The sequence below is a fragment of the Terricaulis silvestris genome, from assembly GCF_009792355.1.
Lineage (GTDB): Bacteria > Pseudomonadota > Alphaproteobacteria > Caulobacterales > Aquidulcibacteraceae > Vitreimonas > Vitreimonas silvestris.
In genome coordinates this window covers 566,350-580,815 of sequence record NZ_CP047045.1, presented here as the reverse complement: position 1 = coordinate 580,815, position 14,466 = coordinate 566,350, and the positions used below count along the sequence as shown (strand labels likewise).

The 14,466-nt window shown below is 62.0% G+C and carries 17 protein-coding genes; 13 read left to right on the top strand and 4 right to left on the bottom strand.

The features are described 5' to 3' along the window. Positions 1–18: 18 nt before the first annotated feature. From DSM104635_RS02670 to DSM104635_RS02660, 3 genes are all read right to left on the bottom strand, one after another. Positions 19–645 (bottom strand): FMN-dependent NADH-azoreductase, encoded by a 627-nt coding sequence (locus tag DSM104635_RS02670; RefSeq protein ID WP_158764717.1) that lies wholly within the window; start codon positions 643–645, stop codon positions 19–21. A 190-nt stretch (positions 646–835) separates the two neighbouring features. Then, positions 836–1,696, bottom strand: coding sequence for an aldo/keto reductase (locus tag DSM104635_RS02665; protein ID WP_158767981.1), 861 nt, complete (start codon positions 1,694–1,696; stop codon positions 836–838). Positions 1,697–1,779: 83 nt separating this feature from the next. Continuing rightward, positions 1,780–2,715 (bottom strand): LysR family transcriptional regulator, encoded by a 936-nt coding sequence (locus tag DSM104635_RS02660; RefSeq protein WP_158764716.1) that lies wholly within the window; start codon positions 2,713–2,715, stop codon positions 1,780–1,782. A 115-nt stretch (positions 2,716–2,830) separates the two neighbouring features. On the opposite strand from DSM104635_RS02660, the gene DSM104635_RS02655 reads away from it, so the two are divergent. The 11 genes from DSM104635_RS02655 (at position 2,831) to DSM104635_RS02605 (ending at position 12,101) form a co-directional block, all read left to right on the top strand. Beyond that, positions 2,831–3,703, top strand: a complete 873-nt coding sequence (locus tag DSM104635_RS02655; protein WP_158764715.1) for an oxidoreductase — start codon at positions 2,831–2,833, stop codon at positions 3,701–3,703. A gap of 97 nt (positions 3,704–3,800) precedes the next feature. Beyond that, complete coding sequence (locus DSM104635_RS02650; protein ID WP_158764714.1) at positions 3,801–4,418, top strand: isochorismatase family protein; 618 nt, start codon at positions 3,801–3,803, stop codon at positions 4,416–4,418. Positions 4,419–4,537: 119 nt separating this feature from the next. After that, the gene (locus DSM104635_RS02645; RefSeq protein ID WP_158764713.1) at positions 4,538–5,416 is read left to right on the top strand and encodes a pirin family protein; all 879 of its coding nucleotides are present in this window, start codon (positions 4,538–4,540) and stop codon (positions 5,414–5,416) included. 235 nt (positions 5,417–5,651) lie between these two features. After that, positions 5,652–5,852 carry a hypothetical protein gene (locus DSM104635_RS02640; RefSeq protein ID WP_158764712.1) on the top strand — a complete coding sequence of 67 codons (201 nt, stop codon included), beginning with the start codon at positions 5,652–5,654 and terminating at the stop codon, positions 5,850–5,852. A gap of 7 nt (positions 5,853–5,859) precedes the next feature. Continuing rightward, positions 5,860–6,294 (top strand): OsmC family protein, encoded by a 435-nt coding sequence (locus DSM104635_RS02635; protein WP_158764711.1) that lies wholly within the window; start codon positions 5,860–5,862, stop codon positions 6,292–6,294. Between the two features lie 28 nt (positions 6,295–6,322). Continuing rightward, the gene (locus DSM104635_RS02630) at positions 6,323–6,778 is read left to right on the top strand and encodes a nuclear transport factor 2 family protein (RefSeq protein ID WP_158764710.1); all 456 of its coding nucleotides are present in this window, start codon (positions 6,323–6,325) and stop codon (positions 6,776–6,778) included. Positions 6,779–6,793: 15 nt separating this feature from the next. Next, positions 6,794–8,065 (top strand): MFS transporter, encoded by a 1,272-nt coding sequence (locus DSM104635_RS02625; RefSeq protein ID WP_158764709.1) that lies wholly within the window; start codon positions 6,794–6,796, stop codon positions 8,063–8,065. Between the two features lie 192 nt (positions 8,066–8,257). Beyond that, positions 8,258–9,130: an NmrA/HSCARG family protein gene (locus tag DSM104635_RS02620; protein WP_158764708.1), complete on the top strand. Its 873-nt coding sequence runs from the start codon at positions 8,258–8,260 to the stop codon at positions 9,128–9,130. A gap of 207 nt (positions 9,131–9,337) precedes the next feature. Beyond that, a complete protein-coding gene (locus DSM104635_RS02615) occupies positions 9,338–10,162 on the top strand; it encodes a cysteine hydrolase family protein (RefSeq protein ID WP_158764707.1) in 825 nt (274 codons plus the stop codon). Between the two features lie 43 nt (positions 10,163–10,205). Continuing rightward, the gene (locus DSM104635_RS02610) at positions 10,206–10,775 is read left to right on the top strand and encodes a nuclear transport factor 2 family protein (protein WP_228445811.1); all 570 of its coding nucleotides are present in this window, start codon (positions 10,206–10,208) and stop codon (positions 10,773–10,775) included. A gap of 180 nt (positions 10,776–10,955) precedes the next feature. Further along, the gene (locus tag DSM104635_RS02605; protein ID WP_158764706.1) at positions 10,956–12,101 is read left to right on the top strand and encodes a patatin-like phospholipase family protein; all 1,146 of its coding nucleotides are present in this window, start codon (positions 10,956–10,958) and stop codon (positions 12,099–12,101) included. A gap of 215 nt (positions 12,102–12,316) precedes the next feature. Here DSM104635_RS02605 and DSM104635_RS02600 read toward each other — a convergent pair whose 3' ends face one another. Beyond that, a complete protein-coding gene (locus tag DSM104635_RS02600) occupies positions 12,317–13,090 on the bottom strand; it encodes an SDR family NAD(P)-dependent oxidoreductase (RefSeq protein WP_228445810.1) in 774 nt (257 codons plus the stop codon). A 116-nt stretch (positions 13,091–13,206) separates the two neighbouring features. On the opposite strand from DSM104635_RS02600, the gene DSM104635_RS02595 reads away from it, so the two are divergent. Together DSM104635_RS02595 and DSM104635_RS02590 are read left to right on the top strand one after the other, a co-directional pair. Continuing rightward, on the top strand, positions 13,207–14,082 hold the full coding sequence (locus tag DSM104635_RS02595) for a S1C family serine protease (protein WP_158764705.1): 876 nt from the start codon (positions 13,207–13,209) through the stop codon (positions 14,080–14,082). After that, positions 14,079–14,447 (top strand): response regulator transcription factor, encoded by a 369-nt coding sequence (locus DSM104635_RS02590; protein ID WP_187448164.1) that lies wholly within the window; start codon positions 14,079–14,081, stop codon positions 14,445–14,447. The genes DSM104635_RS02595 and DSM104635_RS02590 overlap by 4 nt, the downstream gene beginning before the upstream one ends. The last annotated feature ends 19 nt before the right edge of the window (positions 14,448–14,466 follow it).

Below are 14,466 nucleotides of genomic sequence, written 5' to 3'. Positions count from 1 at the left end.
CCAACAGAAGCGCCAAGCTTAGGCAGCTCTTTGCAGCGGATTGAGTTCGGCGATCGTGCGGCGAGCGCTCTCGATGGCGCGCACTCGCGCTTCGGGGCCCATGCCGATGCCTTCGGCGCGAATGGTCGTTACATCGGTGAGGCCGATCAGCGCCAGGACGCCACGCAAATAGGTCTCACTGTGTTCGAACGCCTTGGCGGGACTGTCGCCGGAATAGATGCCGCCCGTGCTCGCGGCGATGAAAACCTTCTTACCGGGCGGAAGCAAACCAACAGGGCCCTTCTCCGTGTAACGGAACGTCCGGCCCGCGACCGCGATACGATCGATCCAAGCCTTGAGCTGGGTCGGAACGGTGTGGTTGTACATTGGCGCACCGATGACGAGCACGTCCGCCATGAACAGCTCTTCCATGAATTGCGTGCCGAGCGCCAGATTGTTCGCAAGAGCCTCGCTTTCGACCGGTGCGCCTTGGAACGCCGCCATGTGCGCCGGCGACAGGTGCAGCGGCGCTTCAATTGCGAGGTCGTGATATGTAACCTCGATGCCGGGGTGCAGAGCAATCTGCGCCGCGACAATCTCAGCCGAAAGAATGCGGCTCACTGATTGGTCGCCAGTAATACTTGAATCGAGATGAAGCAGTTTCATCGAAGCCTCCATTTGCCTCGGCAGACCATCGCCGCCGTCAATGGAGAGTGTCGGGTTCCGACCCTTTTCCGAGTAGAAGCATAATTCCGATCCGAACTATCGCCGCCCGCGATGGGTCGTCATGCGGACATAGCCAACATGCACGCGGCGCCTTACGGCGCTGCACGATGCGAAACGAACGGAAATGCGGTTAATCCCAGGCGGGCGCCAAATGGCCGGGGTCAACAATGCGACTGTCCGGCGCGCGCAATGCCGTAATCGCCGCCATCTCGGCCTCGCTCAGCGCAAAGTCGAAGACAGCCGCGTTGCCAGCGATACGCTCAATCTTTTCAGTGCGCGATAGCGCCACGACGCGGGGCTGCTGAATGAGCCAGCGCAGAACGACCTGCGCCACGCTGCGCTCATGCTTTGCTGCGATGTCCCTGAGTATCTCCGATCCGAACACACGGCCGACGGCCATGCCGCAATAGGCCATCAAACTGGCGTCCGACGCAGCGATCTGCCGCAGCAGCGCGGTTTGGTCGAGAAAGGGATGGTATTCGACCTGGTTGGTGACGAGATGACGGGGTGACATCTTCACCGCGGTCCGAAGCATCTCGGCGTTGTAGTTGCTGACCCCAATGTGGCGGGCCTTGCCTTGTTCGACGGCTCTATTCAGTCCTTCGATCTGTGCGGCAATGGGCGCACCGCCGCGCGGCCAATGGACTAGCAACAGGTCAATGTAGTCGGTCTTGAGCTTCCGCAGACTCTGGTCGACGGACGGCGCAAACTGCGCTGCCCCGTAATTCGCCACCCAGACTTTCGTGGTGATGAATATCTCCGAACGAGAAACCCCGGCATCCCGGATAGCGGCGCCGACCTCGGCCTCGTTGCCGTACATTTGCGCGGTATCAATGTGGCGAAAGCCATGACCCAGCGCGGCGACGAGCACATTGCGCAGGTGCGGACCGTTCATGCCGTAAGTGCCGAAGCCGAGTGCGGGTATGTGTGCGCCCTGCACCGGCAAGACTGCGCTCGCTACATCGCGGTTCGGATGAGGATTGCTGTTCATGCGCTCTAGTGTGCTTGAGCAACGATGCTGCGCCCAGGTCGGTTTTCCCGAACGCTGCCATCGGCAGGAGCGATAGCTCGCTCTTAGTGCGCGCGGCGCGCTCTCCTGCGCGGCTTCGCAGTCGTGACGGGAATTTCCTTGAGACGCTCGATGAACCAGCGGCCTGCTGGGCCTGGCGGTGAGTTCGTTCGCCACACTGCCGACATCGCCAAGGGCATACCGCCGGCGGGAACGTCCTCGATGTCCAGCACAACGAGCCGGCGCTCGTCCAAATCATCCTGCACCGTATGCAAGGGCATGCCTCCCCAGCCGAGGCCGCTCAGCAGGAAATGATGCTTCGCGAAGAGATCAGCGAGACGCCAGGTCGAGGGCGCCATGACGCCCATTTCGCGCCCTTCCGAAAGCTCCGAGCGATCCGTGAGGACGATCTGCGTGTGCTTAGCAAGGATCTCACGCGGAATTTTACCTTTGTGCGCGGCCAGCGGATGGTCCTGTGCGGCGACCATCAAGAAATAGATGCTGCAAAGGCCCTCATTGGTGAGCGTGTCGGGAATAGACGGCAGAGAACCCACGATGCCGACACTGCAACGTCCGTCGAGCACGGGCTGCATCGCAGCGCCCAAGGCCTCCGCGTAGATGCGCAGCGCGACGCCCGGATAGTGTTCGCGAAACTCTTTCGCGACCTGTGTAATCGCATCGATCGGATAAAACACATCGACCACGACGGAGAGCTCAGGTTCGAGCCCCTGAGTCATGCCCTTGGCGCGCGCCTTGAGAAGATCAACTCCGTTGATGATGTTGCGCGCGTCTGCCAGCAGCACGACCCCCTCCGGCGTCAGCTTGGGGTAGCGTCCGGATCGATCGAACAGCGTGACGCCGATCTGGTCTTCAAGGTTGCTGATCGTATCGCTGATCGCCGATTGCGCGCGCAGCAGTTTACGCGAGGCGGCAGAGAAACTCCCTTCATCGACGGCGGCGATGAAGGTGCGCAACTGGTCGAGGGAGACGCCATCAAGCATGGACTAAGGGTACCATCGCCATTGCCGATGGGAAGCAGCGAAAAAACCGAGGTTCTCGTAACGGTGCGCGCGGCCCACATTACCCAGACAAGTTTCTCTCGAAGGGCTAACGACGATGGTCGATGTCGATGCCGCTGGAACCTTCATGCTCGGCGACAATATGGTCAACCGGCTCGGTTACGGCGCTATGCAGCTGACCGGACCTGGCGTATTCGGACCGCCGGCGAACAAAGCCGTAGCGCTTGCCGTATTGCGAGAAGCGATCGCGCGCGGCGTCAATCATATTGACACCGCCGATTTCTATGGGCCGCATGTGACGAACCAACTCATTCGCGAAGCGCTCCATCCCTATCCACGCGATCTGGTGATTGTCACGAAGGTCGGCGCAAAGCGCAGGCCCACGGGCTCGGTGCATGCTGCAACCTCGCGATCGGAGCTCATTGCGGCAGTTCACGACAACCTCCGCAACCTCGCCCTCAATGTGCTCGAAGTCGTCAATTTCCGCAGTATGTATGGGAATTCTGCGCCGCGCGAGGGATCGGTCGAGGAGCCTCTGACGGTGCTTGCCGAATTGCAGGCGCAAGGTCTCATTCGTCATATTGGCCTCAGCAATGTCACCCCAGCGCAAGTCAGCGAAGGACGTACGATCGCGAAGATCGTCGGGGTTCAAAACCTCTACAATCTCGCTGACCGGACAGACGATGCGCTCGTGAAAGCGCTGGCGCGCGAGAAGATCGCCTACGTCGCCTACTTTCCCCTCGGCGGATTCTCGAAAATCAAGTCGGCGACGCTGTCGCGCATCGCAACGCGCATCGGGGCAACGCCCATGCAAGTGGCGATTGCTTGGCTGCTACAGCGCTCACCGAACATTCTGCCGATCCCAGGCACGTCCTCGCTCGCGCATCTCGACGAAAACATCGCCGCCGCGTCGCTGCGATTGTCGCCCGATGTCATTGCTGAACTCGACGCCATCGTTCCATCAGCGTGACAGTGAGTTTCAATATCGGTGACTACTTTGCTCGCCGCCGAAGGCCATGATCCGATAGCGCCTCACGGAATGGGGCCCCACGGACAAGGAACCCCCGATGCGAGCACCGACAACGGTTTGGACGCGCGACGATGTCGCGCTCGTGCTGATCGACTACCAGAAAGAGATGTTCGAAAGCGTGCGCTCGGAGGTCCCCGACCCGCTCATCGAGTTGAACGTCAGATTTCTGATCCGCCTTGCGAAGGTGTTCGATATTCCGATCGTCTTGAGTACGGTTGGCGTCAACATTGGCGTGAACGGCCCGACCCGCCCCAGCATTCTGGCGGAGCTGCCTGACTTGAAACCGATCGACCGCACGTCGATGAATGCCTGGCGCGACAAGGCGTTTCATCAGGCGGTGCAGAAGACAGGGAAGAAACGCCTGATCTATGCGGCGCTCTGGACGGAAATCTGCCTCGCCTTCCCGGTGCTGGAATCGATGAAGGACGGATACGAAGCGATGTTCGTCGTCGATGCAGTCGGCGGAACTTCCCAGATCGCGCACCGCACCGCCATCGATCGCATGATCGCGGCCGGCGCCATCGCCAACACGTCCTTGGCGCTCGCGTGCGAGCTCTTCCTCGATTGGGCCTCGCCCCTCGCTGAGAAAGCCCGGCCTACGCTCACCTGGTATCTGGGCGAGGTTCAGAAACTCGCGGCGGCCCAAAGCGCCTGATGGCGGTCGCCGCGTGGGCCATCTCCCGGAGCGATGGGTAGCATCGAGATTATCCGGCTGATGTGCTGCGCGGCGCCGCCCTACCTTCCCTTCGTAGCCAACGAGGAAAGGGAAACGCCATGACTGCCGCTGCCGTGTCCGCGCCACTGCGCACAGAACCCTCCCGCGCCATTGCGCTGCGCACGCGCGGACACGAGCACGGTCCAGTCACGCGGCTCGTCAGTCCCCACGGCACGGGTGAGCGCATCAAACCGTTCGTCTTCCTCGACTTCTTCGAGGGTGACCCGAAGAACGCACCAAAGTTCGGCTTTCACCCGCATTCCGGCATCGCGACCTTGACGCTCCTTCTGTCGGGTCAGCTGACCTACAAAGAAACGACCGACCGCGAAGGCGTAATCGAAACTGGTGGCGTCGAATGGATGCGCGCTAGCGGCGGCGTTTGGCACACCGGCGGCGCCAAAGGCGAAGAATGGGTCAAAGGCTATCAGCTCTGGGTGGCGTTGCCCCCTGAACTCGAACTGGCGGAAACCGACAGCCAATATCTGGCGGCTTCGGAATTTCAGAACGCAGGACCCGCGCGCGTCATTGCTGGTGAGTATGACGGCGTCCAAAGCATCCTGCGCGCGCCCGGCGACATGACCTATCTCGATGTCCGCCTGAAAGTCGGCGAACGCTGGCGCTTCACGCCGCCGGCTGGCCAAGACGTGCTTTGGATTGCAGTTCACAGCGGCGTCGTACGCGCGCCCTTGGAGATCTCCGCGGGCGAAGCGGTCGTGTTCGCTGAAGGCGGCGAGGCGGTCGAATTCGAGGCCCTTACCGATGTGGGCTTCATTCTCGGCGCAGCGGTCAAGCACCCGTATGACCTCGTGACGGGGTACTACTCAGTGCACACCAACGCCGAAGCGCTCCGCCAAGGCGAACACAACATCGCTGTCATCGGACAGCGTCTGCACAATCAAGGCGTGCTCGGCGCGCCCAATGCAGGGGCGCGCACATGACAAGCTCAGCTCCCTCACGCCAGATCGAAGCCGCGAAAACGTATTTCCGCGAACTCGACGGCGGACGCTTGCCCGAGGAACTCTTCACGGACGATCTCGAATTCTTCTTTCCGAAGTTCGGCGTCGGTCACGGTCTTCCGAATTTCGCGATTTCGCAACGGGGCTATACGGCGCCGGCTACACGTCGACACATCATCGTGATCAGCTCACTTACCTCGAAAGCGGCCGGACGGTCGTGGTCGAGGGCACGACCTTCGGCAAAGATGGCGAAGGCCGCACGTGGAATGGCGGCGAGACGCCCGGCGGACGCTTCTGCAGTGTTTTCGAGTTCGCCAGCAACGGTCTCGTCCGGCGCATGTATATCTATCTCGATCCAGATTACACGAGCCAAGACACGGCGCGCTTTCACTGGCGCCGCGCGCGTGAACATTGGTGACGCGCACATGAAAACGATCATCACCAGCGCCGACGCCGAAATTCGCGAAGGTCACTATCCCGTCGCGATCAAGACCGGGCGCCACGAACTCACGGCCGACGAAAGCGTCGTCAATGGCGGCCAAGATGCTGGCCCTGAGCCTTTTGCGCTCCTGCTATCAGCCCTCGCCGCCTGCACGGTGGTGACGCTCAAGATGTACGCCGAACGCAAGCAATGGCCGCTCGCCGGCGTGCGCGCCCATCTTCGATATCTCAAAGGCGGCGATGGCGACGAGATACGGCGCACCGTTGTGGTCGAGGGTCCGCTGAACGAGCCGCAGCGGGCGCGGCTTGCGGAAATTGCCGAGAAAACACCGGTCACGCTAGTGCTGAAACAGGGTCTCGCAATCAACACCCAGCTGAAGCTCTCAGCCGAGGCCGCCAGCGGTCAAGCAGCGAGTTGAAGCGCGCGCACCGACGAAAGGCACAACGATGCAGGCATCAATATCTCAAGCCGAAGCCGCCGATCGCGTCGCGATCCGCGATGTCGTGGACCGGTACGCCTATTGCGCCGACCGTCGCGATGCTCAAGCGCAGATGGCGCTCTTCACGCCGGACACGCATTTCGTCGTCTTCATGGACGCCAAGAATGCGACACCCACGCAGGAACTGACCTCGCGCGAGGCGCTCGCCCCCGTCTTTGCGGACTTGAACAAGTATGCCGCGACGTTTCACTTCATGGGCCAGTACACGATCTTTTCGCTCAACCCGAACGAGGCGACGGGCGGCGGCTATTGCCTCGCCCATCACCTCACCGTCGATGGCGATCAGCGGCGCATGATGATCGCCACCCTCCGCTATCACGACACTTTCGCCAAGATCGGCGGCGCGTGGCTCTTCGCCGAACGCCTTCTCTACGTCGATTGGATCGAGGAACGGACGCTTTAGAAGAAGCTTTCACACATGACGGACCAAACCTTGGCGACTCTGGTCGTCCCCCAAAAGAGTGAGCGCTTTTCGGGCTACCAATCGCTCTTGATCGTGCTCTTGGCGCTCACGCAGTTTACGATCATCCTCGACTTCACGATCATGTCGCCGCTCGGCGCCATCCTGATGCCCTCGCTCCACATATCGGCGGGACAATTTGGCGTCGCGGTCTCTGCCTATGCGTTTAGTGCGGGCATTTCCGGTATTCTTGCCGCCGGCTTTGCCGATCGCTTTGATCGCAAGCGCCTACTGCTCTTCCTCTATGTGGGTTTCGCCCTCGGCACGGTGCTGTGCGCAATGGCGGCGAGCTACGAGGTGCTACTCGTCGGGCGGATCGTGACGGGGCTCTTCAGCGGCGTTATCGGCTCGGTCGTGCTCGCCGTGATCACCGACAGATTTCCGCTGCAGATGCGCGGCCGCGCCATGGGGTTTGTTCAGACCGCCTTCGCCGCCAGCCAGGTTCTCGGCATTCCGGTCGGTCTCTACCTCACTAATCACTGGAGCTGGCATGCCTCCTTCCTAGCGATTGTCGCCCTGTCGGTCCTCGCGATCACCGGCATCGTCGTCGCGATGGAGCCCGTCAATGCTCACCTGCGCCTGCAACGTGGTGAGAGCCCATTCCGGCATCTGATCGCAACCGTGCGACAGCCGCGCTACCGGCTAGCCTTCGCGGTGACAACGCTTTTGGCGACCGGCGGCTACATGCTGATGCCCTTCGGCAGCGCTTACATCGTGCGCAATCTGGGTATCGACATGGCGCAGCTGCCAATCATCTATCTGGTCGCGGGACTCTTCGGCATCGTCACCGGACCTATTGTCGGCGTCGTGAGTGACAAGCTCGGCAAGTACCCGACCTTCGTCTTCGGCGCCGTTGTCTCGAGCATCATGGTGGTGATCTACACAAACCTCGGGCATGTCTCGCTCGCCACCGTGATCGTCGTCAACGTACTCATGTTCGTTGGTCTCTTCTCGTTCATGATCCCGTCGCAGGCGCTGATGTCCGCCCTCCCCGATGAAGGCCAGCGCGGTTCCTTCAACGCCGTTACCGCGTCACTACAGCAGCTCTCGGGCGGGCTTGCCTCGGTCCTCGCGGCGGCGATCATCGCGCAGAACCCGGACGGCTCGCTGATACGCTTCGATTGGCTTGGCTACATTGTCATCGCAGCGACACTCGTGTCGGTGATCGCGATGTATTTTGTGCAGAAGACGGTGACACTGCAGGCAGGAGCTGTGGCGGAAGCTGCCTGACGACGCAATGGCATGTCCCAGCATCGTCGGCAGCATTCCATGAATGAAGGCGAACACGACGAGGCCAACGAGCCTGCTGAGAGGCGTTCGTCCAAAAAGCGGTCAAAACAATAGCAATCGCGGGAAAGACTCGTGGCCCTTCGCGCGAGAAATTTGTTGGCCTCAGCGACCGTTGCGGAAAGGAACCAGAAGATGGGGCATGAGCTCACCGTCGTCGTCATGGGGTCCACCGGCAATCAAGGTGGCGCCGTCGCGCGGGACCTCCTCGGGCGAGGCCACAAAGTCCGCGCGGTGACCCGTGATCCCAGCTCAAGCCGCGCGAAGGCGCTCGCGGATGCCGGGGCGACGCTCGTTGCAGCGTCGCTCGACGACGAGGCGGCGATCAAGAATGCGCTTGAAGGCGCGACGTCTCTCTTCGCCGTGACGACGCCGTTCGGAGGAGGCGCTGACGCCGAGACACGACAAGGCATCGCCGCCGCAGACGCCGCAAAGGCGGCAGACGTGCATCTTGTCTTCAATTCCGTCGGCTCCGCCAACCAACAGACGGGCGTTCCGCACTTTGACAGCAAGTACGAAGTCGAAAAGCACATTGCCGAGATCGGCGCGCGCGCAACGATCCTCGCGCCGGTCTACTTTATGGACAATCTCACCTTCGGTAAGGAGCAGCTCGCTCAAGGGACGTACGCGTCGGCGCTCCCGCCGACGAGGGCGCTCGCACAAATCGCCGTCGCGGACATCGGGGCGGTCGCTGTTCGTGTTCTCGAGGACGCCGGTCGCTTCACAGGCAAGCGCTTTGACCTAGCGGGCGACGAGCTTACGGGAAATGACGTCGTCGATATTCTCTCGCGTGTCGCCGGGCGCACCTTCACCTACTATCAGGTTCCGCTCGATGTCATCCGTAAAGGCATGGGCGAGGATGCTGCCAAGATGTACGAATGGTTTGACCGCATCGGCTTTACTGTGGATCGCGCCTCGCTCCGCCGCGAGTTTCCCGATGTCACGTTTCAAACCTTTGAGTCCTGGGTGACGGCGCTGGATTGGGACGCATTTCTGAAGAGTGCGTAGAGCCCGACTTGATCGTCATCGCAGCGGCAATCGTGTCGGTGACGCCATGCACTCTGTGCAGAAGACGGTTCTCGAGGGCGTTCGCGTCATCGACGAACAAACCGATGACCCCAAGACAACACGCGCAGCAGGGGCTGGGATCAAAGTAGCGCGCTGCGCGCGAAAGCGGTCAAAACTTCAGCAATTGCGGGAAAGACTCGTTGCCCCGTGGCGCGCGAAAGCAATCTGGTTGAGCCCGGCCCGCAGGCGCAAACGCAGGCGCGCAAAGCCCTAGTTGAGATCACGGCGAGGTCGCCGGAAACCAAGGAGTTCGCGATGTCGATAACCCGCCGTGCCGTTGTTCCGGCCGGCCTCGCCTCCATCACGGCGATGGGCCTTGCATCATCCAGCGAGGCGCAGACAGTCGACGAGAGCTTGACGCCCGGTGAGGCCGCCGTGGTCATGGTCGATTTCCAGAACAACTTTGCGTCACCGGAAGGTTCTGGCTACGCGGCATTCGCCGAGCAGTTCCGCGCCACGCACATGATCGAAAATTCGCTCGCTCTGGTAAACGGCGCCCGCGAGCGGGGGATCCAGGTGATCCACGTCACGGAAGGTTACACCGATGACTACCGTGAAGTGGACATGGGCAACGGCGCCACATTTCATCGCAACGCCGTCCAGTGGCAGGCCTTCAAATCCAGCAGCGTAGGCGCACAGCTCTACGCGCCCATCCGCCACGACAGCGATGTAGTCTTTCCTGACCGCAAAACGATGTCGGGCTTCGGCAGCAATCCCCTCGACTTCTTTCTGAAGTCGCGCGGCATCCACAATGTCGCCGTCGCGGGCTTTACGGCGGACATGTGCGTCTATGCGACCTTGCTGGCGGGTTTTGACCTTGGCTATCGCATGTACGCCATGACCGATGCGGTGGTGGCCGGGAGCCCGCCGCTCACACAACAGATGGTCGGCGTCCTCTATCCCTTCGTTGCGCGTTCGATGACCTCGCGGGAATTCCTCGCGATGTTCCGCGCACGCGCCCGGCGGAGATAACGCGGGGCGATCGGCAATCAACGCGACTGCGGAGGAGTGTGTGATGAATGAACCGATGAACCGACGCGCACTTGTCGGCGCCGCGCTCACCTCACCTCTCATCGCCACAGCCGCGTGCGCGCAACCGGCCGCAACGCACGACAACGAAGCGATCGTCCGGCGTGCCTATCAGACAGCGGAAGGGAACGTCTTTGATGTACCGGGTTTCATCGCCCTTTTCGCCGACGATGCCGTGATCAATCTGGGCCACGCGGGGATTGGGCCAAGCGCTGCAGGCAACGACACGTTTCGCGGCGAGCATCTCGGCGACATCCTCCATCTCGTCGCGCGTTTCCTCCCCGATGTTCATCGGGTGCTTCATCGGGTGAATGTGGCAGGCGACACCGTCGCCATCGAACTTTCGATTCAGGGCACTTTCTCAAGGGCCCTCGAAACGCCCGCCGGGATCGTTCCACCGACGGGGGCGCGGATCGACGCGCCGGGCGCCGACTTCTGGTATCTGCGCGACGGCAAGATCGAGAGGTTCGACTGCTACATCCTCGTCAATACCATCTACGCTCAAATGGGAATAACGCCCGACTTTGCCTCGGCGGTCGCCAGGGCCCGTGGCTAAATGGCAGAGCGTTCCACAAATGGGACGCTGCGTTCCTCTCAGCCGGACTAATCCCAGCGCAAGGTCCGGCCTAATTCTCGCCGGCGAACCGATGGTGACGATCGACAACATCCAGGACAGCGGCGCATGAGGCGCCGCTCTCTCTTCGCTTTGCTTCCTGCACTGCTCGGTGCGTCGTGCGTGACCGCACCGCGCGTAGAAGCTCCGACGGCGGCGTTATCTCCGACGCTGCCCGGCTTCGATACCCCGGTTCGCGCCGATCCCATGAACCGCGCCGCCTACCAAGCGTATGTTTCCGCCTGGGGCGGACGCGCGGCAGCAGCGGTCACTGACGGCTCGTTCGACGTTCTTTCCATATCGGGCGGCGGCGCTGGCGGCACATACGGCGCGGGCGTCCTCGTCGGCATGACCGAGGCGCATACGCGGCCACAATTTGAGATCGTCACCGGCGTCTCGACCGGCGCGCTGATCGCGCCAATCGCGTTTTTGGGATCCGACCATGACGAACTTCTCGCCGAGGGTTCGGAAGGCGTTGGTCAACTGACGCGCCCGATCGGCTTGGGCGCACTCTTTCGCATCGGCATCTTCGATGGTCGACGCCTGCGCAACCTGGTCGACCGTTTTATGACAGACGACATTATCGATGCTGTCGCCCGCGCATCGGAGACGGGGCGCCTCTTGGTTATCACCACGACCGATCTCGATCGCGGAGAAACGGTGATCTGGAACATGAGCGCGATCGCCGCCCAAGGCGGCGCCAATGGTCATCGATTGTTTCGAGAGGTGGTGCTCGCTTCGGCCAGCATTCCCGGGCTCTTCCCACCCGTTATGATCGAAATCCAAGACGGCGAGCGAGCCTTCGCCGAAATGCACGTCGACGGCGGCGCCTCGCTGCCGTTTTTCGTCTCACCAGACCTCGTAACGACGAGCGCGGCGCCCGCGATCCTTCACGGCGCCAACATCTACGTGATTGACAACGGCCAACTTGCGTTCACCTCGCGCACGACGCCGATGAACACCTCCGCGATCGCCAGCCGCGCCTTCGCCACCGTGTTGATGCACTACTCGCGCACGTCACTGGAAGAAACGGACGCCTTCGCGCGCCGCAACGGTATGCACCTTCGGTTTACCGCCATTCCTCCTGAATATCCCTACGCTGGTCCGCTCGGCTTCGACCGGTCGTCGATGAGCGCATTGTTCCAATACGGTCGCCGCTGTGCATCAGAGAGTCACATTTGGCTCGATCTCCATGCCGCCATCGCTCGCGCGCAACTTACGACGCCGCCCGCCACCACACCCGACGCCGCGCCCTGTCCAACCGACTAGGACAAGGCTTGCGACATTTTTCGAAGCATCTGCGAGGCCGCGGCGCGACTAAACCTGATCGCGCTGTTGCCGCAAACGCTGCCAGGCGCAGCGTTGTTCGCGCCGGCTCAATGGAGGATGTAGCGACAATACTTGATCTGCTTCTCGCCAGAGCATCCTCCGTGCGAACTTCGCCTGCGCACATACGTGGTGGTTTCAGCCGCTCACGCCCTGCCCTACCAGCTTTCCTTGAAAGGCCGGGCCTCGACTTCGAACGACCACGCCGAACGAGGCTGCTCAGTCAGACGAAACGCCGTGTCGGCCAGATCGTCGGGCGCAACGAAGAAGTCATCTGGCTTGTCCTTCATCATGGCGCGCGTGCGAGGCAGATCGACGACGCCATCGACAATGATCAGACAAACGTGAATGCGCTGCGGCCACAGATGGCGCGCCATCGACTCAGCCAGACTTTTCTGCGCCGCCTTGGCCGGCGCAAACGCCGCAGTACGGGCAACGCCGCGACGCGAGGAGGTGGCGCCAACGACCACGATGTTACCACCGCCTTTGTCGCGCATAGACGCTATCACCTGCTTTGCCGCGAGCAACAGGCCCAGCGCATTGACGCGGAAGGCGCCCTCGAACGCGGAGGGATCGATGTCATCGACAGTGCCAAACACACCGGAACCCGCATTGTAGACAAGCGTATGCACCGGCCCCATCTCGCGCGCTATTGCATCGAAGGCGCTCGCCACAGAGGTCGCATCCGTCACATCGCAACTGTACGCGCGAGCATCGGCTAAGCTTGCCGCCAGCGGGCCGCTGGTGTCGCTTGTCCGCGCCAGCAGAGCGACCGCATAGCCTTCTTTGGCGAAGCGCCGGCCGAGAGCCGCGCCATTCCCGGGCCCGACGCCAACGACAACACAGACTTTCTTAGCCGTCATAGCTTGCCCTCCGACGATCTGCAGAATTGCGTTTTTCAGCCACGGCGCATGCGCGGTGGCTTTGGTCAAGTTCATCTCTTCTTGCAGCTAAGGCAATGGCGCCTTTGGGCATCCTACCCATCTGGGCAGTAGCGCTTTCGTGGGCCCGCTTTCAGGTTGGCGGCTCAATCTGGAGATTTTGTCTTATGGCCGATCAGCTGCAACTTTCCGTTTTCTCAGACGTGCTGGCAACGCTTGTCGCCGAGGCCGGCGCTGCCGTCGTTTCCGTTCACTCCAAGCATACACGTGGTTCAGGGTTTGTGTGGAAGGACGGCCTTGTTATCACGTCCGATGAGAGCTTGGGCGAAGGCGACATATCAGTGCAGTCAGCCGATGGCGTAGCTAAGCCCGCCACTCTTGTCGGGCGCGACGCCTCAACCAACATCGCCCTGTTGCGCACGGACACCGGCAACGCTGCGCCTACTCGCTTTACCGCGAAGCTCCCACGCGTGGGCGCCTTGGCTGTGGCGATCGGCGCCCGCGACGGCGCGGCGCTTCCGGCGCTTGGGATGATCGCCGTCAGCGGCCCGGCGTGGCGATCTTTGCGCGGCGGCGCAATTGATGCGCGCCTCGAACTCGACGTTTCCATACGGCGTGAAGCCGAAGGCGGCCTTGTCGTCGATGCGGAAGGCGCAGCGCTCGGCATGGCGGCGATCGGGCCGCGCCGGCGCACCCTTCTCATTCCGGCGGAAACCATTGCGCGCATTGCGCCCATTCTGGAAACCAAGGGACGGGTGCCGCGGGGATATCTGGGCCTTGGACTGCGGCCGGTGCGGCTCGATGCGACCCAACAGACCGGCGCGATCGTCATCCATGTGGATGCAGACGGCCCCGGCGCGCGAGCAGGCGTGCATCAAGGCGATATCATTGAAGCGTGGGATGGCCAGCCCGTCGCCAGTATCGGCTCGCTCTTGCGCGGCTTGGGCGCCGACAGCGTCGGCCAGGCCATCGTCCTAGGCCTGCGTCGCGGCGGCGCGCAGCTCCCGGTCAATCTGACCGTAGGAGAAAGGCCCGCCGCTTGAGCGAGGACCATGACGCCGACACACTCGTCATCGAGATCGCTGTTGGCGATGAGGCCATGCGCCAACGCCTCGAGGGGTTGTTATCCAACGTCGCCGGCATTCGCCTCGCCTCGCCGGGCGAAGCTGCCGATGTAGCAATCATCGCCACCCCGCCATCGGCTGCGGGCCAGATCTTCACTGCGCGCGAGATCGACGTGCTGATGCTGCTGGCCGAAGGCGCGTCAAACAAGGAGATTGCCGCACGGCTCGGGATCTCACCGCACACGGTAAAGTTTCATGTCGGCCGTCTCATCGACAAGCTCGATGCGACCGGCCGCACCGACGTCGTCGCACACGCGGCGCGCATCGGCGTCATTCATCTCTAATCGCCACGGTGGAGATATG